This is a genomic window from Nocardia sp. NPDC051463 (assembly GCF_040681975.1).
Taxonomy (GTDB): Bacteria; Actinomycetota; Actinomycetes; order Mycobacteriales; family Mycobacteriaceae; genus Nocardia.
Genome location: NZ_JBFBAB010000002.1, coordinates 71,762 through 89,891, shown reverse-complemented (window position 1 = coordinate 89,891; position 18,130 = coordinate 71,762). Strand labels below are relative to the sequence as shown.

The following is an 18,130-nucleotide window of genomic DNA, read 5'->3' as shown; positions in this document are numbered from 1 at the left end:
ATCACCGGCCGAGCTCGGCCGCCAGCAACTCGATCAGGCCGGGGAACCGAGCCGCGATGTCCGCCCGGCGGAGTTGAGCCATATTGCTGTTGCCCCGGTTGACCTGCCGGATGAGTCCGGCCGCGCGCAGCGTCCGAAAGTGGTGCGTGAGTGTCGCTTTCGACACGGGCAGACCGAACGAACTACATGTTCGCTCGGTCCCGTCGGGCTCGCCGAGCAGCGTGAGGATCACCCGCCTGCGGTGCTGATCGGCCAGCGCCGCAAGCACCGCACCCAACTCCATCTCCGCCTGGGTCGGCTCGCCGCCATCGGGCACCGTAACCCCTCTCAGTAAGGTACGACTTGATTCTTACCTACCCCACACTCTAGCGTGCCAGGTATGACCAAGATCGTACCTAACGGCCCCTTCGCGCTGGTCGGCTTCGCGCGCCCCAAGCCTGAGCGCGCCGCCGAACTACGCGAACTACTCCTGTCATTCGTCGCCCCCACCCGTGCCGAGGACGGCGCCCTCGAATACCACTTCCACGAGGACAGCGCAGACCCGGGCAGCTTCGTCTTCTACGAAGTGTGGCGGTCCGAGCAAGACCTGGATCGCCATCTGGCCCTACCTCACCTACAAGACTTCTGGGAACGCCGCATGGAGTACCTCGAGCAGGATCTCGACATCAAGTTCCTGACCATGCACAGCCCCTATCCGCGCGCCATAGACGCCTGACCGTAAGCGCCGGGCCACTACAACCTCCTACGCGCCGACTTCGGCCGCCTTCTTACCTTCTTTCGCGCGACGCTTGGGCTCCGGTTTCGCGTCGGCGGGGGCGTCCGGCTTGCTCGGCGCGGGTCGCGGCACCCGCGGTGCGTCTTGCGCTGCGCGGTATGCGGCCATCACCTCCGCCGAGATGCGGCCGCGGTTGGATACCTGATGGCCGTTCTCTGCGGCCCACGCGCGGACGGCGGCAAGTTGCTCGCCACCGAATGCGGCCCGCTTCCGGCCACCACTGGAGGACACCCGGCCCGTCTTACGCGCCTTCTCCGCCCACGGCGCGAGTGCCGCCCGCAGCCTGGCGGCATTCGCGGCCGACAGATCAATGTCGTACATGCGACCGTCGACAGCGAAGGACACCGTTTCGTCACCCTGTGAACCGTCGATGTCGTCGACCAGCGCCTCAATGATTCGCCTTGCCACTGTAAATTCCTTTCCGGTGACGCCCGTGCAGATCGCTGGCGACGCTAACACGGCAACCGTCCGAAACCGGGGCAGCGCACGCGCGATTCCCCTGTGTCGATCACGTCGTCAGATGCGCTTGGCAGGACGACTATTGATCGACGTGTCCTCGGAGTAACGCTGCCACCATTGTTCGAGCAGCGCTGCCATATCAATGCTCGGATCGATCAACCACCGGGCTTGCAAGCCGTCCGCGAGAGCGAAGAACATCGTCGCGGCGGCATCGGTGTCGAGGTCTGCCGACAGTTCGCCCGCTTCCTGCATCTCGCGCAGTGCGCGCGAAAAGCCCTCGGTGCCCAGCCGATAGCGCTCCAGCATGTAGTGGTGGGCGGGATGGCGTGGATCCGCGGCGGCCGCCTGCATGTGAGTGAACAGTTCGATCAGTCCGGGCACTGTCGCGTTTCGGCGGACGATCTCCACGAACGCCGCGGGCGCGGGGCCGTGCGCGGCCGCGAGGTCGGATTGGTCGCGCTTGCGCAGCACGGCGACGAACAGTTCCTCTTTCGACCCGAAATAGTGCAGCAGACCGCCCTGACTCAGTCCGACCGCTTCCGCGAGTTCGGCGATGGACGTGGCCGAGTACCCACGCGCGGCGATGGTGCGCAGCGCGGCGTCGAGGATCTGTTCCCGCCGTTCGATACCTTTCCCATAGGGACCCCGTTTCATCACCGGGTCAGTGTAGGCACGGACCCGGCACACCTTGCCAGCAAAAACCGAGCATTGTACGGTTTTCGTTCAGACGTACTCCTCGCACCTGCCATGCCCGCACAGAATGAACAGGAGCACCTCGATGCGACTCCGCCTCAGCGGCCTCTGCCTGGCCGTCCTTGCCGCCGTCACCACCGTCGCGCAAGGCACACCGGCCGCCGCGCGACCGGAGCCGCCCGCTCGGGTCGCGCCGCTCGGCGAGGACTTTCTGTGGGGTGTCGCCGCCTCGGGATTCCAGTCGGAAGGGCATGCGCCCGACAGCAATTGGACCCGCTACGTCGCGGCGGGCAAGACCGACGATCAATACCAGAACTCGGTCGACTTCTTCTCGCGGTATCGGTCCGACATCCAGCTGGCTGCGCAGTTGGGCGTGCGGGTATATCGAATCGGCATCGAATGGGCGCGCGTACAGCCACAGCCCGGCGTGTGGGACGAGAACGGACTTCGCTTCTACGACAACGTGATAGCTGCCATCACCGCCGCCGGGATGCGCCCGATGCTGACCCTGGACCACTGGGTCTATCCAGGCTGGGAAGTCGACCGCGGCGGCTGGAACAGCCCGGGCATCGTCGATGACTGGCTCGCCAACGCACGCAAGGTCGTCGATCGCTACGCCACGGTCGACCCCATGTGGGTCACCTTCAACGAACCCACGATGTATGTCCTCAACGAAACGCGCCACGGCGGCATCCCTGCGCTCGCGGCCCCTGCCATGTTCGATCGGATCGCCCGCGCGCACAACAGCATCTACGATTACATCCACCACACCCAGCCGGGTGCGATGGTCACCAGCAACGTCGCCTACATTCCCGCCGCCGAGGATGCCGTCAACGGCTCGACGATCATCTCCCGCATCGCGGCGAAACTGGACTACATCGGCATCGACTACTACTACGGCCTCTCCCCCGACAATCTCGCCGGGATGACCAACTTCACCGAACTCTGGAAGAACCCACTCCAGCCGGAAGGCATCTACTACGCCCTCCAGCACTACGCCCGCCTCTTCCCCGGCAAGCCGCTCTACATCGTCGAAAACGGCATGCCCACCGAGAACGGCCTCCCCCGCGCCGACGGCTACACCCGCGCCGACGACCTCAACGACACCGTCTACTGGCTCCAACGCGCCAAAGCCGACGGCATGAACCTCATCGGCTACAACTACTGGAGCCTCACCGACAACTACGAATGGGGCTCTTACACACCGCGATTCGGCCTCTACACTGTCGACGTCCGCACCGACCCCGCCCTCACTCGCCGCCCCACCGACGCCGTCCCCGCCTACACCGCCATCACCCGCGACAACGGCGTCACCCCCGACTACCGCCCCACCCGTGCGCCGAAATCCTGCTCCTTCGTCGATGCCGCCGCCAGCTGCACCGACCCGGTAACCGTGCCCCGCTGATGCTCCGCCACGCGCGCGATGATCACGCCGCACCCGCAGTGCTGATGCAGCTCTCGCCGGAGCGGCAATGCCGATTTCCATTGACACACAGCGTGACAGGAGACCAACGGGCTCCTGTCGCTGAACCGCCTGCCTCGCCACAGGGTTGATGACGTTGCTCTGCAGAAGCTTACGAACGAGCAGGCGCATGATCCGCCATCCGAACACCAGCCTGTCTAGCGAAAGATGTTGCGGCAGAATGTTATCGACGTAGAGGTCTTGGCCTTCAATAGCGCATGCGCCCAGGGAATCCGTCCGCGACGGCGCGACAGGCGAGTCGACGAACTCCGACCATGACACCGAGGTCCCTACGCGCGCGATGCCGTGTTGCGTACACCGCTCTCCCTCGCGTGAACGTACTCGAGATCGGCCGCGTCGCCGAACTCCTCTCAATCCTGGGAACCGAAACGCAGCCACCAATGTGTTCGATACGTTACTAAATCGATTGCAGGACAACATCTTTACGATGAGCGCTCGGCGATCAACACACCACTCCGCCGCCCCTTCCACCCCCGCGTCTCCACCACCGCGCACTAACATCGAGCTCCGGTCAACGTTCGAAGCGCCCGAGCAAACGACCGCGGCATCGCTACCGCCGGATGAACGACAGCTCGGCCGTTGACCTTTGGGCGATGACGCATTGGAGAGGACACGTTCGACAGCCGAACCACTCTGCCGCGCACCGCTCGGCAAGGGCACGCATGTTCACTCTGTACAGCTCTAGGATCGATAGGATGGTATTGATGAAATCGCGCACGTATTCGGGGTTACTGTCGGGGATCGCTGCCATCTCATGCATCTGCGCGGTGACAGTCGGCAAGGCACCCACCGCATTCGCGGCACCGAACGCTCCATCGGATCCACTGTGCACGATCACATACCCCACTCCGGACGACTTTTCCGTCCAGGCATCCAGCGATGCCTTCGCTACCTCGGTCAACAGCGGATCCATGGAACTGAAGCTGCACACCGACTCCCGGTCGCAGACCGGATACGATCAAAAATTCGCGGTGACCTGGGCGAACATCACAACCGGTCGCAACGGACAGGCTGACACTTCCGCCTTCGTGAAGGGCTCGGACAACACCCTGTCCATCCCCGGCACTGTCACGAAAGCGGGACGGATCGCGCTGGTCCTGAGCGTGACGAACCACGGAACGGGCGAGAACTACACCTACGGCGACTGCAGCGTGGAATACACGGTGCCCTAGCCGATCCGAAGCGCCCAGCCCGGCTCATCGAACCCTTGGAATTCTATGAGCCGGGCCGGAGGCAGTTACACGCGCGATTCAGCGCAGGTGTGACTTCAGGAAATCGAGGGCATCGGGCATCGAGGCCAGGAAGGCGCCACTATGGTTCTTGCCCGGATACGCCCGCACGGTGATATGAACGCCGGTATTCAATTCCTGCAACCGGTTTCCGTAACTGTCGGTCTCCGCAGGGGGTACATCGATGTCGGCGGTCCCGTAGCCGATCATGACGTCACTGGCGAAGCGGTTCTCGGGATATCCGGCCAACGCGGTGATATCCGCTTCGAATGTCGGCGTCGGCTCGTCGGGATCGGCGACCAGTGCCGAAGGGCGACGGCCACCGGCGTGGGCGACCAGATCGCCAAGGCATTCCGACGCCGCCTTTTCCACATAGTCTCGTCCGAAGTCGGAAAGGAAGGGGGTCACGCTGTCGGGGTGCAACTCCTGCAACGACGCAAGAAAGTACGCTGCGTAGCCCACCTGGTTCTCGGCGCCGGTCGAGGTTCGCTCGAACATCTCCCGCAGGCTCTTGCTCGGGTTGGTGCGCAGCCCCGTGGCTATCACCCCGTTCAGCCCTGCGGCGGAGCCGCCGCCGTTCGCACCGTAAAGGGCGGCTGCGCTCATCACAGCATGCGCCCCTTCCGACTGGCCGATGACCACCCATCTGCTCGACAACGGAACGGGCGTCGTGCGAATCGCTGCGACCGCATCCAGTATCGAGCGCCCTTCGACATTCGTGTTGTAGTAACTGAACTGACCACCGGTGCCGAGCCCCTGATAGTCGGGCGCCAGGACCGCATATCCACTGCCCAGAATGTGATTGAAGTAGGTCTTGTTGCGTTCCGATTGCGGCCTGCGCGAGGGCGCACAGGAATCGCCGATGCCCGCCGTGCCGTGCGCCCACACCACCAACGGCCATCCACCCTGCGGCGGTAGGCCTTTGGGCAGGTACAGCGCACCCGATGCCGGAGCGGGTGCGTCGCGTTGATCCTGTGTGGTGTAGACGATCTCCAACGCAACCGCGGCCTCGGCGAATGACCATGCGGGATCGAGCACTCCGATGCTCCGCAGCTGTCCCAGGTCCTGCGCCTGCGCCTGCGCCGATGGCATTGCGATACTGGCCGCGGCGCAGATGCCGAGCGAAACCGCAACAAGAATCGCGCGCCGAAAAGACAGGACGGACATGCCGTTGGACCGTACCAGCACAGTCCATGAATCACTGTCTCAACACGGCGATGCGATCGCCGCGTTCTCGACACCCCACACCGACCGTGCGGATTGCACAGCGAACCCCGCACGACGCAGGGCTCGATGAATTCCCGCTTTTCTGTAGCCGAATATGTTCCGGCTCAACCGGTTTCGATGCGTCGACAAGGTCGTGACGTGCCTGGGTACGCCTGGTACGTTCACCGCTATGCGTCGTATACGAAGTCGCCTCGTGGTTGCCCTGTGCGCAGTCGCCGCCGCCACTGTCACCGCGGGGTGTTCCGCGCAGCAGGAACAGCACCACGACCCGGCCCCGGTCGCTGCGTCGTCGGCGGCGGCGCACCCGGACCACCAGCCGGTCAGCGCACAGCCCGCCGGACAGCCGCCCAGCGGGTGCCTGCCGCCCCCGATGGGGTCCGATGGCAAGCCGCTGCCGCCACCGCTGGGATCCGACGGCAAGCCGCTGCCACCACCGAACGGTGCCGACGGCAAGCCGTGCCCACCCCCGATCGGTCCGGACGGCAAGCCCCTGCCCCCGCCGCCCGCACACCCCTGACGATCCGCTCCCGCCTACGGGCGGGAGCCGCTGTGCGTACCTGTCCGACCCGGCAACTCAGTTGTCGGGCGGGAATTGTCCCTGCGCCTGGATCGATGTCCCATTCAGGGTGAAGGTCACCACGCTCGGTCCACCCTGCGGGCAGCACAGCGCGTCCTCGGGCTTCGGCCACCGGTACTGCACCGAGACGGCATTTCTGGTCTTGCCGATCACCTCGGTATAGCCGTACGGCTTGGCCGTCGCCGTCCCGAGATACGTGCCGTCGGCGAAGAACAGGACGTGGGTTCCGGGATGAATTCCCTGCCAGTCCACCGCCATCCATGACAAGACGCCGGAGCATCCCGCCTGAATCGGGTCGGTGCTCGCGCCCTCGATAGTCCATCCGCCTCCGGCCGGTGGCGGACCCAGTCGAGCGATCGCGGAGTTGGCCAGTGCCGAATTCACGTCGAAGCACATTCCATGCCCGCTGCCGTTGGGAGCGGATTCCGCCGGGCCGGGCCCGGGTTCCTGGGTAGTCACGGGTTGCGGGGCGGCCTGTTCGGGTGCGACAGCAGGCCCCGGTGCCGCCTCGGGCTCTTGTGCAACAGGTTTCGGCGCGTCTACCGACTGTTGCGCGGCAGGCTTCGGACCGACCGCAGGCACCGGCCGATCGGCGGGCGCACCGGTGGCAGGCGAGACTGCGGCAATTGCCGATGGGACAGGTGTTCCAGTGGCAGCCGGTGGCGCCGAAGTCGCGCCACACCCAGCGGTACCGATTACGGCACTCGCGGCGATCGCTATGAAAGCCGACGTCGTGATGTTCATAGCCTCCCTTTCAACCAGCTGGCCCGTGCGGGTGGTCGAACTGTGATTTCGGCCGCAAGGAGCAGCGCGCGAATCTATCTGTCCCACAATAATTTGCGGCACATACCTGACATCGGACCGATGGTGGGGTGCGTTACGAATCAATCGTCGGGTCCGGCGATGAAACCGTGCCTCACTTACCGGGTGGTCGAGGACATCGGACCGCACGCCAACGCTGGAGGCGGCCCAACCCACGCGGTATCGGAGACCGGCCCTGTTTCGCCCTGCGTCCCCTACGCCGCGGCCTCCGTCACCTAGAGCATCGCCGCCGGGATGGCGGAGGTCAGGCCGCCGTCGACGAGTAGGTCTTGTCCGTTGATATAGGACGCTTCGCCGGAAGCGAGGAAGGCAACCGCCGCGGCCACCTCCTCGGCCGTGCCGACACGACCGGCGGCGACGGTCGCACCGACGGCAGCCTGGGCCTCAGCGGAAGCCTCGGCCCGAAAAGCCGGGGTGTCGATGTAGCCGGGGCTGACGGAGTTGACTCGAATACCCCTGGGCGCCAATTCGGCGGCGAGGGTGCGGGCCAGGTTGTGCACCGCCGCTTTGGTCGCCGAGTAGAGCGCAGCGTCGGGCACACCGCGGTGCAATGCGAAGGATGCGTTGATCACGATCGCCGCCTGGTCCGACAACAGCGGAAGCGTCTTCTGGATGGTGAAGAACGCGGCTTTGAAGTTGATGTCCACGACGCGGTAGAACTCGGCCTCGGTGACGTCGTCGACAGCTTGAAAAGCGCCGATGCCCGCGTTGGCGAACACCACATCCAGCCGCCCGTACTGCTCACCAATGGCTGCTGTGAGTGTTTCGAGATCGGTGAGACTCGCCGCGTCACCAGGTATTCCGAGCGCCCGGTCACCGAGCTGAGCGACCGCGGCCTTCAGCCGGGTCTCGTCACGTCCGGTAATGATCACTGTCGCGCCCTCGCCGACGAGCCGGTGGGCGGTGGCCAACCCCATGCCGCTGGTGCCTCCGGTGATCAGTGCGATCTTGCCGTCGAATCGGGAACTGTTCTGCGTCATGGGTTCAGCGTGCCGCCGCGCCCCGGAGATATACAGTGCGCAGTTATCGTAGGAGTGGCAGTAGCACGTTCGGGACGGTATCGACCCGCCTGGTAGCTGTCAGGCAGGGGCCGCGAGGCCCAGGTGCCGCAGTCGTTCGAGCCGACCTGCGGTATCGGTGCCGGGCTGCGGGTTGTACAGCACCAGAGACCAGTCGGGATGGTCGGCGACTGTCAAGGTGGTCGCGTCGAAGAACAACGCACCCGCCTCGGGGTGGCGTAGCGCATTGACGGCCTGAATCGGCACACCTACCTCGTGGCGTTCCCACAGTTCCGCGAATTCGGGGCTCACCGCACTGAGATCCTCTACCACCCTTCGGAATTCGGAATCGCCGGGAAAGCGCGCCGCGTCGGCGCGATAGGCGGCAACGACAGCGGCGCAGGCCGATGCCCACACATCGGGCATCGCGCGGTATCGGGGATTGGTGAAGAACGTGATCAGGCAGTTGTGGGCGGTGTTATCGAAGCCGAACACCGTCCGAGCGGTGTCGTTGAACGCCAGCACGTTCCAATAGCGATCCCGCAGCACCGCAGGCCGTTGCTCCCACGCATCCAACAGCTGCCGCATCTCGGAGGTGACCTCGGTGCCCCCTGTCCGCATGTCGGAAGTCGGCGGGTTGAGACCGGCGAGCAGATACAGGTGCGCACGCTCCGGCTCACTCAGCTGCAAGGCTCCGGCAATGCCGTCGAGCACTTCGGTCGAGACCGTGATGTTTCGGCCCTGCTCGAGCGAGGTGTACCAGGAGACTCCGACCCCTGCCAGCAGCGCGACCTCTTCACGCCGCAGCCCGGGAGTCCGCCGCCTGCCCGCCGCCGGAATTCCGACATCCTGCGGCGCCAGCCGCGCTCGGCGGGTGCGCAGGAAGTCACGGAGCTGCTCGCGGCGGCGCTGCGTGGATTCACTGACCATAGGCCACGGTAACAACGAAAGTACGCACGCGAGAAACCCCGGTGCGGGGTCGGCGACGACCGTCCGCTGGCGAGATCGGCCGCCCGGATTATCCGAGTCGGTGCTCGTCGACGGAAGCACTCAGGCTCGTGCCGTTGAGATCCACGTAGAGCAGGCGTTCGGTGACCGACAGCGTCATGGTGTTGCGGCGTCCGAGCGCGGCGACGGCGGCGTCGATGAAGTCACGATCGAAGCTGTAGACGGGAATGGCTTCGGCACGATGGATCCGTTTGCCTGCGAGTTGGGCCAGTACTTTGGTCGGGTCACGATGGGTATAGACGGCGGCGCGGCCGGCCAGCTTGCTGCCTCGGTGCAGACGTTCCGCGTCGGGCGCGCCGACCTCGATCCAGGCGGTGAGCCGTCCGGTGAGATCACGTACCAGCACTGCGGGCTCGTCGGTCGCCGAAATGCCGCCGTCGCTGAAGGCGATGCCGTCCTGGTATTCGAGGCAGTACGCGAGCAGTCGGGTCAGCATGTATTCGGCGGTTTCGGACGGGTGGCGCGCTATCCGCAACTCCAGGTCCTGATAGACGTCACGGTCGACGTCGGCCAGTTGAACGGCGAAGTTGTGCAATGTTGCGCTGAGGGCCATAAGAGCAGAAGCCTAAACCTGCCACGACCACTCGGTTCGGGAGAGATCACTGCTGGTGGTCTCAACGAGCAACTCCAGTGCCCGGTTCACCCGGCGGACGAGCAACAGGCTGCCCGGTCAGCCCACCGCGCGTCCCGCCTCGACCAGCCGAAATGGATCCCGGGGCCGAGTCGGCACAGCCCCGGGATTCGGCGACACCGATCAAACGGTTTCTACCGCGCCCACGTCTTCGATCGCCGCGTCGTCCGCTTCCGTGGTGCTGTCTGCTTGCGCACCGTCGGCAGGCCTGGCTGGATCTGTCGTGCGTCGCGTGCGAGCGGCAGGCCGTGCGATCGCCGACACCGGAGCCGCGGGCAGACCCGCTTCGACCCGGCCGGCACCGGACCCGTTGAGCACCGACGAAACCTGCGCGACTTGTCCCGCGGCGGGCGCGGCGGCAGCGATCGGCGCTGCGGCGGGGAGCCCCGTCGGTACAGCCACGGCCGCGGCCGGTGCCGCATCGACGTCGCGAAGCGGGATGGTGGTCTGCTGCCGATCCTCCTCAGCAGCGTCGGTGCCGCCCTCCTCTTTGTTGAGCAGACCCGGCAGGGATTGCATCAGCGGCGCGGCCATCATGCCGAGCGGCATCAGCGCCTGCATCAACCCGTCCAAACCACCGGAACCGCCACCGGAACCACCACCCGAACCGCCGACCGCGGCGGTGGTTGCCGCGGTCGCGCTCCCAATCCCAACCGGATGTTTTTCGCCCGGGTCGGCTATGTCTTGATTGAACTCCGAGACCGCGTCGACCTGGTCGAAAACGTCCTCCACGGCAGCGGCGACCAGCCGCAACAATGCCGTCTCCTGCGCCGGCTTCAGCTTGCCGGCACAACCGGCGGCCTTCAGCTCGCTGTTCAATTTGGCGACGATGTGCTGTATGGCGCGCAGCGTTTTTTTCTGCTCCTCTGCCACGCTGCCGGACGCTATGTGCACCTTGCGTTCCCAGCCCAGCAACGACGTCTTCAACTTGGCGGCGAAGGCCGCGATTTTCTCGTATATCTCATTCGCCGCACCCTCGCCGAAACTCCCGTCCGGCGCGAACTTCAGCAGGTCGTCCGTGCGCGGCGGCAGGCTCGACCCGCCGCGACCGAGCAGGTCGACCGCCATTTGAATCGCCCGCTGGGCCAACAGGAGCTGCTTCTTGAAGCCGGCTCCCGCACCGGCCGGCGGCACCAGATGCACGATCCAGCGCTCATTGTTCGGCGCGTTCGGCGCGGGCTCCCCCGGCAAGATCTCGGGGTCGGCCGGAGCACACGGCGGCGCCGGGGGCGTGCTGCGCCCACGCTTGGGTGGAACGGTAGGCCCGATCTCCGGCGGCGCGGGATCATCGGGATCTCGCGGCATCGGATCGCCGGGCGCGGACCGGCCATACCTGGGATCAGGAAGCACCGGATACTCCGGAATCACCGGCCGGCCATACCCGGGATCAGGAAATTCCGGCGAGACCCGAGTCTCCGGCGGCGCAGGCCGACCGTACCCGGGATCAGGAAGCACCGGATACTCCGGAATCACCGGCCGGCCATACCCGGGATCAGGAAGCACTGGAGAGACCGAAGTACCGCCGCCAGGCGGAATCCGACCAGGATCAGGCAATATCGGAGAGATCAACGTACCGCCGCCGAGCGACGTCCGTCCTCGCTCGACGCCAGTAGGTTCCATGCCGTATTCAGCATCGCCGTCCGCCATACCCGCCGACACCCGCCTTCCGAATCTCTCGTCATTGTCCCAGCTCCCCGCGACAGGGAAGGATCGCGGCGGCACGGGCGAGTCACAACACCGTTGGTGCGGCTACCAAAGCTGCGGTGGCACATACCGATCGGTCCCCGGTAGCATCCCCCCGGGAAGAACGCTCGGCAAGGGGGAGGGGCGATCCGACATGGGATCGAACGCGGTTCGCACCGTACTGACAGTGGTCGCGACGACGATCGTCGCGATCGGGGCCGGCGGGTGCGGGTCCGAACCGGGGGCGCCGGTAGCGCCGGATCCGGTGGTCGATCTGGCGCAGCTCGACGTGGGCGGCAACGCGACCAAACCGCACGACTACGGCACGGCAAAATCACTCGAACAGGCCAAGATCGTCGAGGCCGAGCGGCTGGCGAATTTCATTCCGCTCGCCTCGGACATCGACTCACGCTTCGCGCACGGCTACAAGCTCACCTCGAAGGTGTTCTTCGATCCGAAGTACTCCGACCTGGGCAATGCCATCAAGCTCGAAAGATTCGCCGCGACCGCACCGGATTTCATCACCGGGTTCGCCAGCAGCGGCACCACCGACCCGAACGTTCAGGGCATGGATTTGATGAACGTGGTCATGGTCTTCCCCGACGAGCAGAAGGCCAAGGACGCGGTGGTCGCGCTGGAACGCTCCGACTTCGAGTACAACGACCGCAACCAGGCCGTGGCAATTCCCAAATATCCTGCGGCCAAGGCCCACTGGCAACCGCACGAGCAGTCGATCGGATCCTGGTTCGCCGCAGGCAAACTCGTCATCTACAGCTGGGTCTACGACTATCTGCGGATCGCGGCAGGTGAAGTGGATCTGACCGTCTTGGTGAGCCTGGTGGAAAAGAGCCTCGACGTGGTTGTTCCTTCGATCGCCAAGTTCGCCCCGACTCCGCCCGACCAGCTGATGAATCTGCCGGTCGACATCGATGGAATGCTCGGTCGCACGTTGCCCCGGATCGACGAGGAGTTCTTCACCAATCCGCCCGGCGTATACACCGGCCTCGCCGGACTGCACTTCAGCACCACACCGATCGAGGCCCGCCCAGCGCTGGAGGCCGCGGGTGTCGACCGGTACGCGCGGGACCACGCCATCGTCTACCGGACCCGCGACGTGGCCGCTGCCAGGAAGCTGCTGGCGCACCACGCCGAACTCGACAAGAAGCTCCGCAGCGTCGAGTCGCCGAAGAACCTTCCGCAGGCCAAGTGCCAGGAGTACATCGGCAGCGACAAATACGTGATCCGGTTCTACTGCTCGGTCTCCTATGGCCGCTATGTCGCTCTGGTCTGGTCGGATCAGCTGGTCGATCTGCAGCAACGAATGTCCGCCCAATATGCGCTCCTGGTGAACGCCGAATGAGGTTCTCCATGCAGAATTGCCAGCGCCGAATCGGGTCGGCGCGTGCCTGCGCGATCGCGATGACCGCGGCCGCGCTCGTGCTGTTGGTCGCCGCCTGCGGAGCGACTGTTCCCGGGGTTTCGGGGCCCGGCGAAATAGATGTCCGCAAGCTCGATGTCGGCACCTATCCGACCGTGCCGTACCACGCGCACAACGACGACTACGCCCCGAGCTTCTTCTATCGGCGTGAAGTCGCGGCCATGCGGCTCGCCGAGTACGCCGTGACCGCCCACGACATCGACCCGCGGTTGAAGACCGGCTACTTTCCGTACAGCATCTTGCCAGGCGTCATGCCCGACAACCTGGGGCGTCCTGCGGATCTGGAACCGATCGCCACCCGAAACAAGCTGGTCACCGGATTCATATCGAATGGATCGGACAAGGACTTCAGCCTCTCCATCGGGGTCGCCCCCGCCGATTGGCCGAAGAAGTTCACGGCGGACGAGACGATCATCAGCTCGATGATCATGCAGTTCCCGGACGCGGAGCTCGCCGAGCGGGCGGCGAAAGAGTTCTACGAGGCCGACCTCGCGGTCGACCCAGACCAGAATCAGGCGGTGCCGTTGCCGAAATATGTTGAGGCGCACTCATATTGGCATCCCGACTCGCCGTTCCTGCGGACCATGCTGGCGCGCGGCCCATACGTCGTGGCGTTCCTGTTGTCCACGCCGAGCGTGGATCTGAACGCACTGCGCACCCTGGCCGAGAAGTCCTACGACAAACAGCTGCCGCTACTCGGGCCGGCGAAGCCGTTGTCCACCATGGAAATGCTGCAAATCCCCTGGGATACCGGTCATCTCTACAGTCGCGCGTTGAATCCGAACAAGTCCCAGGTGCCGTCGTTCAGCACCCGCCAAGTGCTGCTCGGCCGCCAAGGTGTGCTGCACCTCAGCAAGGATCGCGAGCTGGCCGCGACTCGCGTCGCGGCGATGAACGCAGACCAATTCGCCACTGTCGAAAGCACAATGGTCGCGCACACCGCCGACGCCGCGACGGCTCGCAAGATCGTCACCGAGCGCCGCACCCTGACTCCGGCCGTGCGCGACGCCACAGCTCCCGCGAACCTGCCCGATTCGGCGTGCGTGGAAAACGAACCGTCGAAATCGTCCTACAAATTCACCTGCATCGTCGCGTATCACGAGTACGTGGGATTCGTCTCCCACCGCAGCCTCGCCGATGCCCAGAAACAGGCAGCCGCTCAGTACGCACTCTTCGCGAACAGCTAGCCCACGAGAAATGACACGACCCCACTCGAGCGATCGGCTCCTCCACCCATCACACCCGGCCACCGCGGCCACCGCAGGAACAGGACGGCAAAGATGGCGATGAGCCCCGGCACCATCGTCGGCGGATATCGGATCCTGGGAGTACTCGGCGCAGGCGGCATGGGCACCGTCTACCTGGCCCAGCATCCCAGCCTGCCGCGGCGCGACGCGATCAAGGTGCTCGGCACCGAACGCTCGGTCGACGACGAGTTCCGTGCGCGATTCGAGCGGGAGGCGAATCTCGCTGCTGGACTGGATCATCCGAACATCGTCTCCGTGTACAACCGTGGCGAGGAGCACGGCCGACTGTGGATCTCCATGCAGTACGTGGCAGGCACCGACGTCGCCGCGGAAATGACGCGTGACCCGCACAGTATGAATCCGCTACGCGCACTCCGGATTATCACCGAGGTAGGCAAGGGGCTCGACTACGCGCATCGAAAAGGCCTGCTGCACCGCGACATCAAGCCGGCAAACTTCTTGCTGTCCACAGCAGATGGCGACGAAGAACGGGTCCTGCTCACCGATTTCGGTGTCGCGAAGGCTTCCGACGACACCAGCGAACTCACCCAGGCAGGCAGTTTCGTCGCGACCATCGCCTACGCATCGCCCGAGCAGCTCTCCGGGCTGCCGCTGGATCCGCGCTCGGACATCTATAGCCTCGCTTGCTCGCTCTACAAGCTGCTGACCGGGCAGAATCCGTACCCGTCGACGCAGCCCACCGTGGTGATGATGGGGCATCTCCACCAGCCCCCGCCGCTGGCCACCGCCGCCAACCCGGGCCTGCCCCCCGCAATCGACAACGTGCTCGCCCGAGCCATGGCCAAGCACCCCGCCGACCGGTTTGCCAGCTGCCGCGAATTCACCGACGCTGCAGCCGACGCCATGCTCCCGGGTCGTGTCCCTACCTTGACCGGCACCGCCCCGATTCGGGTCGGCGCACCCCTGCCACCGACCGATCCCCGAATGCCGTTGGCCCCCATAGCAATCCGACCGATCCCCCAGCCTTCGAGCAAACGCTGGGGCGTGATCGCGGCCGCCGCCGTCGTGGTCGCCCTGACTATCAGCGCGAGCATGCTGCTCACCGGCCGTGGCGATCCAGCTGCCACGCCTATCGCGGGCCCGGCGACCGCGACATCCGCGGCGCCGCCGACATCGAAAGATCAGGCCCGCGCCCAGAACCCCCGATTCCTCGGCACCCCGATCTTGATGGTCAACGTCACCGGCACCGGCCGCAGCAGCGAACCCGACATAGAAGTCTTCCTCGACACCACCCCGCCCACCAGTTTCCTGCACGACATCGGCCTCACCTACAACCCTTCCTTCGCCAAGAAGGGCGAGGAACCATCCCCCCGGCCGATCGGCAAGGACGGCCAGTACACCGCCTTCAGCGCCGTCACCGGGGGCTACGTCCTGGCCGTCCGCAGCGACGCCCGCGCAGGCGGTGGCGGCCTGCTCGGACTCCCCGGCGCCCTCCTCGACACCCACGCGACAGTCCTTGTCGTCGACGACCCCCAAGCAGTGAACGCCATTCGCTATTGGAACTCCGACTCCGAACAGATCCTGCTGAACAAGCTGGTCCCGGTGCTGAAGACAGGGATCAAGTAGCCGAAGCACCAGACCCGCCCTGAACTGGGTCAGGGCATGCAGGGTGTTGCTGGGGACATGACGCCCATCCGCGGTGACCGACCGACGGCCCACCCGGCGTTCTGCGTGGCAATTCGAGTAGTGCACCACTCACGCCGATGCGCGCGGCATCTGCGAATCTTCGGATGACCGCCATCACCGCGATGGACGACGGCGACCTCATCGATGGGGCTTGCCCGGCAGGGAAGCGGAGTAGGGAGACGAAATGTCGGTAAAGATCGTGCTGGACGATCAGGTCACCTTTGTGACCGACCCGGTAAACCCCTGTGCAGGAGAAGAATTCACGGTCTCCTGGCAGGAGAAGAATATCGGCGACGAAGATGCCGCCCGATATCAGGACATATTCGATGTGGACGATCAAGGTTCGGGCGACAGCAAAGAGCTGCGATGCGAGCCGTTGGCGGTCGGCGAGTCGGTGAAGCGCTCGTTGGCTTTCACTCTCCCCGCAGGCAACTACGTCATGACGCTCGTCATCAACGGACAAGCGCCACTGACCCTGGGCAACGTCATCATCGACGAATGCCTCTGACCGCGCCCGCCGCATCCGTATACAGGAGAGCTGCCATGGCCGCCGGAGGCCGGTGTTCGGGTCGATCCAGCCGGAACGGACGGTGGCCTGCTCATCACGTCGATCGGGCGGGACGTCATGGCGCTGTTGCCGGGTGAAACAGACGAGGACACTGCGGGCGTCGGCGCGGTCGGCACCGGCAGCGGCCTCTCGACGGTAACGATCGACGGTGCGAACGGCGTGTCAGCGGTCATTCCGATGACCGTGAGCTGAGATCTGCTGGGCCGGAATACCGGTGGCCGAAGTCGCCGACAATCGCACCGGCCGGCTCATCCCGATCCATGGACCGGCACCGCTCACGATCGGCGTCAATTTGGAATGGATCGTTCCGTTCTGCTACAGTGGTGCAAGCGAGGCCGGACCGGCCACGCCGAACCCGAAAGGAATTCCCATGTTCTTGGTTATCGGCGCCACCGCCCACTTCGGCCGTCAGGCCGTCGACGCACTACTGGCCGCGGGGCAGCCGGTTCGGGCACTTACCCGCCGTCCCGAGTCGGCCGGACTGCCCGAGCGGGTCGAGGTAATGGCCGGTGATCTCACCCGGGAGGAAACCTTGGCGCCAGCACTGAATGGCGTACAGGCGATCTTCTTGGTCCTGCCATATCAGATGGATGCCACACCCCTGCTCGCCGCCGCGCGCAGCGCGGGCGTCGAGCGCATCGTGTTCCTGTCCTCCGGCGCGGTGGTCGACGGCGTCGACCAGCAGCCGGATGTCATCGCCCAGTACCACCGCGATGTGGAGCGCGCGATCGAGACCTCGGGCATCGCCTGGACGTTCCTGCGCCTGTTCTTCCCGGCGATCAACGCGCTGTCCTTCGCAATGCAGCTGACCGGCGGCGACGTGATCCGGGCGCCCTACGCAAACGCCACGAGCGCACCGATCCACGAGCAGGATGTCGCCGACGTCGCGGCGGCCGTACTGACAGGCGGACACGACGGCCGGATCTATGAGCTCACCGGCCCGGAGTCGCTCACCCAGGCCGAGCAGGTCGACATCCTCGGCACGGCCCTCGCGCGCCCGTTGGGCTTCGAGGAACTCGACGACGCGCCGGTCCGGGAGCAGATGGCGCAGTTCATGGACCCCGCCTTCATCAACGCCCTCTTCGATCTGATGGCCGCGACGGTCGACAAGCCCGCACCGGTCAACGCGAACGTCGAACAGCTCACCGGCCACACCCCCCGCACCTTCACGCAGTGGGTCGACGACCACACTGCCGACTTTGCCTGAACCATGTTGCCCTGAAAGCGCTTTCGTTCGAACATCTCGGGCGAAGCGCGTTCAGGGCCACTTGCCCACCATGGGCATGATTCAACCGCACCAATAGTGTGTTTTATGTCACCACAACTCCAGCATCCTCCAGATCACCGAAGGACCGAGCAATCGCCCGGCAGCTGCGGAATTCGCGCGACATTGTGGACGGAGATCATCGAAATATGTTGGGCCACAACATAAATCACTTTCCCGAACGGCGCCCGGGCGCAGCGCCGTTGAATCATCACATCCGGGCATGTCCAGCGGAAGCGACCGCGGGACCATGCGGTCACCTTTCGCCAGAACTGGGAAGTCCACTTGATCGACTTCGGCGACAACGTTTTGAATGACGTTGGCACCAAGATCATTTCGCGCATGACCGGACATAGTCGGGTCCGCGGCCAACAGTTTCGG

20 protein-coding genes and 1 pseudogene are annotated in these 18,130 nt (G+C 65.1%); 10 read left to right on the top strand and 11 right to left on the bottom strand.

Annotated elements, in window-relative coordinates; all coding sequences use genetic code 11:
- Nucleotide 1 precedes the first annotated feature (1 nt).
- Nucleotides 2-316 carry a helix-turn-helix domain-containing protein gene (locus tag AB0M74_RS06045; RefSeq protein ID WP_364902183.1) on the bottom strand — a complete coding sequence of 105 codons (315 nt, stop codon included), beginning with the start codon at nt 314-316 and terminating at the stop codon, nt 2-4.
- A gap of 63 nt (nt 317-379) precedes the next feature.
- Here AB0M74_RS06045 and AB0M74_RS06040 point away from each other — a divergent pair, with 63 nt between their 5' ends.
- A complete protein-coding gene (locus tag AB0M74_RS06040; RefSeq protein ID WP_364902181.1) occupies nt 380-715 on the top strand; it encodes a putative quinol monooxygenase in 336 nt (111 codons plus the stop codon).
- Between the two features lie 147 nt (nt 716-862).
- On the opposite strand, the pseudogene AB0M74_RS06035 reads toward AB0M74_RS06040, so the two are convergent.
- Nucleotides 863-1,183: pseudogene (locus tag AB0M74_RS06035) on the bottom strand (Lsr2 family protein); the annotation flags it as partial.
- A 108-nt stretch (nt 1,184-1,291) separates the two neighbouring features.
- Entirely contained in the window at nt 1,292-1,888 is a 597-nt protein-coding gene (locus AB0M74_RS06030) for a TetR/AcrR family transcriptional regulator (protein WP_364902684.1), read from the bottom strand.
- Nucleotides 1,889-2,012: 124 nt separating this feature from the next.
- On the opposite strand from AB0M74_RS06030, the gene AB0M74_RS06025 reads away from it, so the two are divergent.
- Nucleotides 2,013-3,332: a family 1 glycosylhydrolase gene (locus tag AB0M74_RS06025; protein ID WP_364902179.1), complete on the top strand. Its 1,320-nt coding sequence runs from the start codon at nt 2,013-2,015 to the stop codon at nt 3,330-3,332.
- A gap of 628 nt (nt 3,333-3,960) precedes the next feature.
- Here AB0M74_RS06025 and AB0M74_RS06020 read toward each other — a convergent pair.
- Nucleotides 3,961-4,323, bottom strand: coding sequence for a hypothetical protein (locus AB0M74_RS06020; protein WP_364902177.1), 363 nt, complete (start codon nt 4,321-4,323; stop codon nt 3,961-3,963).
- Between AB0M74_RS06020 and AB0M74_RS06015 the strand changes: the two genes are divergently transcribed.
- Nucleotides 4,322-4,582: a hypothetical protein gene (locus AB0M74_RS06015; RefSeq protein ID WP_364902175.1), complete on the top strand. Its 261-nt coding sequence runs from the start codon at nt 4,322-4,324 to the stop codon at nt 4,580-4,582. The two genes, AB0M74_RS06020 and AB0M74_RS06015, sit on opposite strands and share 2 nt — an antisense overlap.
- A gap of 78 nt (nt 4,583-4,660) precedes the next feature.
- Here AB0M74_RS06015 and AB0M74_RS06010 read toward each other — a convergent pair whose 3' ends face one another.
- Complete coding sequence (locus tag AB0M74_RS06010) at nt 4,661-5,806, bottom strand: lipase family protein (RefSeq protein ID WP_364902173.1); 1,146 nt, start codon at nt 5,804-5,806, stop codon at nt 4,661-4,663.
- Between the two features lie 229 nt (nt 5,807-6,035).
- Here AB0M74_RS06010 and AB0M74_RS06005 point away from each other — a divergent pair, with 229 nt between their 5' ends.
- Nucleotides 6,036-6,383, top strand: coding sequence for a hypothetical protein (locus tag AB0M74_RS06005; protein ID WP_364902171.1), 348 nt, complete (start codon nt 6,036-6,038; stop codon nt 6,381-6,383).
- Between the two features lie 57 nt (nt 6,384-6,440).
- On the opposite strand, the gene AB0M74_RS06000 is transcribed toward AB0M74_RS06005, so the two are convergent.
- From AB0M74_RS06000 to AB0M74_RS05980, 5 genes are all read right to left on the bottom strand, one after another.
- Nucleotides 6,441-7,187, bottom strand: a complete 747-nt coding sequence (locus AB0M74_RS06000) for an LppP/LprE family lipoprotein (protein WP_364902169.1) — start codon at nt 7,185-7,187, stop codon at nt 6,441-6,443.
- A 293-nt stretch (nt 7,188-7,480) separates the two neighbouring features.
- Entirely contained in the window at nt 7,481-8,245 is a 765-nt protein-coding gene (locus AB0M74_RS05995) for a glucose 1-dehydrogenase (protein ID WP_364902167.1), read from the bottom strand.
- Nucleotides 8,246-8,344: 99 nt separating this feature from the next.
- Nucleotides 8,345-9,193 carry a helix-turn-helix transcriptional regulator gene (locus AB0M74_RS05990; protein ID WP_364902165.1) on the bottom strand — a complete coding sequence of 283 codons (849 nt, stop codon included), beginning with the start codon at nt 9,191-9,193 and terminating at the stop codon, nt 8,345-8,347.
- A gap of 88 nt (nt 9,194-9,281) precedes the next feature.
- Nucleotides 9,282-9,824, bottom strand: a complete 543-nt coding sequence (locus tag AB0M74_RS05985) for a YaeQ family protein (RefSeq protein WP_364902163.1) — start codon at nt 9,822-9,824, stop codon at nt 9,282-9,284.
- Nucleotides 9,825-10,025: 201 nt separating this feature from the next.
- A complete protein-coding gene (locus tag AB0M74_RS05980; protein ID WP_364902162.1) occupies nt 10,026-11,207 on the bottom strand; it encodes a hypothetical protein in 1,182 nt (393 codons plus the stop codon).
- Nucleotides 11,208-11,739: 532 nt separating this feature from the next.
- Between AB0M74_RS05980 and AB0M74_RS05975 the strand changes: the two genes are divergently transcribed.
- The 6 genes from AB0M74_RS05975 to AB0M74_RS05950 all read left to right on the top strand — a co-directional run bounded on the left by AB0M74_RS05975 (nt 11,740) and on the right by AB0M74_RS05950 (nt 17,692).
- Nucleotides 11,740-12,945: a hypothetical protein gene (locus AB0M74_RS05975; RefSeq protein ID WP_364902161.1), complete on the top strand. Its 1,206-nt coding sequence runs from the start codon at nt 11,740-11,742 to the stop codon at nt 12,943-12,945.
- 8 nt (nt 12,946-12,953) lie between these two features.
- Nucleotides 12,954-14,210, top strand: coding sequence for a hypothetical protein (locus AB0M74_RS05970; protein WP_364902160.1), 1,257 nt, complete (start codon nt 12,954-12,956; stop codon nt 14,208-14,210).
- A 93-nt stretch (nt 14,211-14,303) separates the two neighbouring features.
- Nucleotides 14,304-15,857, top strand: coding sequence for a serine/threonine-protein kinase (locus tag AB0M74_RS05965; RefSeq protein WP_364902159.1), 1,554 nt, complete (start codon nt 14,304-14,306; stop codon nt 15,855-15,857).
- Between the two features lie 244 nt (nt 15,858-16,101).
- Nucleotides 16,102-16,425, top strand: a complete 324-nt coding sequence (locus tag AB0M74_RS05960; RefSeq protein WP_364902157.1) for a hypothetical protein — start codon at nt 16,102-16,104, stop codon at nt 16,423-16,425.
- Between the two features lie 117 nt (nt 16,426-16,542).
- Entirely contained in the window at nt 16,543-16,677 is a 135-nt protein-coding gene (locus AB0M74_RS05955) for a hypothetical protein (RefSeq protein WP_364902155.1), read from the top strand.
- A 178-nt stretch (nt 16,678-16,855) separates the two neighbouring features.
- The gene (locus AB0M74_RS05950; protein ID WP_364902153.1) at nt 16,856-17,692 is read left to right on the top strand and encodes an NAD(P)H-binding protein; all 837 of its coding nucleotides are present in this window, start codon (nt 16,856-16,858) and stop codon (nt 17,690-17,692) included.
- A 134-nt stretch (nt 17,693-17,826) separates the two neighbouring features.
- Here the strand turns inward: AB0M74_RS05950 and AB0M74_RS05945 are convergent, their stop codons facing one another.
- Nucleotides 17,827-18,093 carry a hypothetical protein gene (locus AB0M74_RS05945; protein ID WP_364902152.1) on the bottom strand — a complete coding sequence of 89 codons (267 nt, stop codon included), beginning with the start codon at nt 18,091-18,093 and terminating at the stop codon, nt 17,827-17,829.
- Nucleotides 18,094-18,130: the final 37 nt, after the last annotated feature.

Bases quoted from the DNA above. Each gene is read 5' to 3' on its own strand.
- AB0M74_RS06040 (WP_364902181.1), top strand. From the start codon at position 380: ATGACCAAGATCGTACCTAACGGCCCCTTCGCGCTGGTCGGCTTCGCG.
- AB0M74_RS06030 (WP_364902684.1), bottom strand. From the start codon at position 1,888: ATGAAACGGGGTCCCTATGGGAAAGGTATCGAACGGCGGGAACAGATC.
- AB0M74_RS06025 (WP_364902179.1), top strand. From the start codon at position 2,013: ATGCGACTCCGCCTCAGCGGCCTCTGCCTGGCCGTCCTTGCCGCCGTC.
- AB0M74_RS06015 (WP_364902175.1), top strand. From the start codon at position 4,322: ATGGAACTGAAGCTGCACACCGACTCCCGGTCGCAGACCGGATACGAT.
- AB0M74_RS06020 (WP_364902177.1), bottom strand. From the start codon at position 4,323: ATGGATCCGCTGTTGACCGAGGTAGCGAAGGCATCGCTGGATGCCTGG.
- AB0M74_RS06010 (WP_364902173.1), bottom strand. From the start codon at position 5,806: ATGTCCGTCCTGTCTTTTCGGCGCGCGATTCTTGTTGCGGTTTCGCTC.
- AB0M74_RS06005 (WP_364902171.1), top strand. From the start codon at position 6,036: ATGCGTCGTATACGAAGTCGCCTCGTGGTTGCCCTGTGCGCAGTCGCC.
- AB0M74_RS06000 (WP_364902169.1), bottom strand. From the start codon at position 7,187: ATGAACATCACGACGTCGGCTTTCATAGCGATCGCCGCGAGTGCCGTA.
- AB0M74_RS05995 (WP_364902167.1), bottom strand. From the start codon at position 8,245: ATGACGCAGAACAGTTCCCGATTCGACGGCAAGATCGCACTGATCACC.
- AB0M74_RS05990 (WP_364902165.1), bottom strand. From the start codon at position 9,193: ATGGTCAGTGAATCCACGCAGCGCCGCCGCGAGCAGCTCCGTGACTTC.
- AB0M74_RS05985 (WP_364902163.1), bottom strand. From the start codon at position 9,824: ATGGCCCTCAGCGCAACATTGCACAACTTCGCCGTTCAACTGGCCGAC.
- AB0M74_RS05980 (WP_364902162.1), bottom strand. From the start codon at position 11,207: ATGCCGCGAGATCCCGATGATCCCGCGCCGCCGGAGATCGGGCCTACC.
- AB0M74_RS05975 (WP_364902161.1), top strand. From the start codon at position 11,740: ATGGGATCGAACGCGGTTCGCACCGTACTGACAGTGGTCGCGACGACG.
- AB0M74_RS05970 (WP_364902160.1), top strand. From the start codon at position 12,954: ATGCAGAATTGCCAGCGCCGAATCGGGTCGGCGCGTGCCTGCGCGATC.
- AB0M74_RS05965 (WP_364902159.1), top strand. From the start codon at position 14,304: ATGGCGATGAGCCCCGGCACCATCGTCGGCGGATATCGGATCCTGGGA.
- AB0M74_RS05960 (WP_364902157.1), top strand. From the start codon at position 16,102: ATGTCGGTAAAGATCGTGCTGGACGATCAGGTCACCTTTGTGACCGAC.
- AB0M74_RS05955 (WP_364902155.1), top strand. From the start codon at position 16,543: ATGGCGCTGTTGCCGGGTGAAACAGACGAGGACACTGCGGGCGTCGGC.
- AB0M74_RS05950 (WP_364902153.1), top strand. From the start codon at position 16,856: ATGTTCTTGGTTATCGGCGCCACCGCCCACTTCGGCCGTCAGGCCGTC.
- AB0M74_RS05945 (WP_364902152.1), bottom strand. From the start codon at position 18,093: ATGCGCGAAATGATCTTGGTGCCAACGTCATTCAAAACGTTGTCGCCG.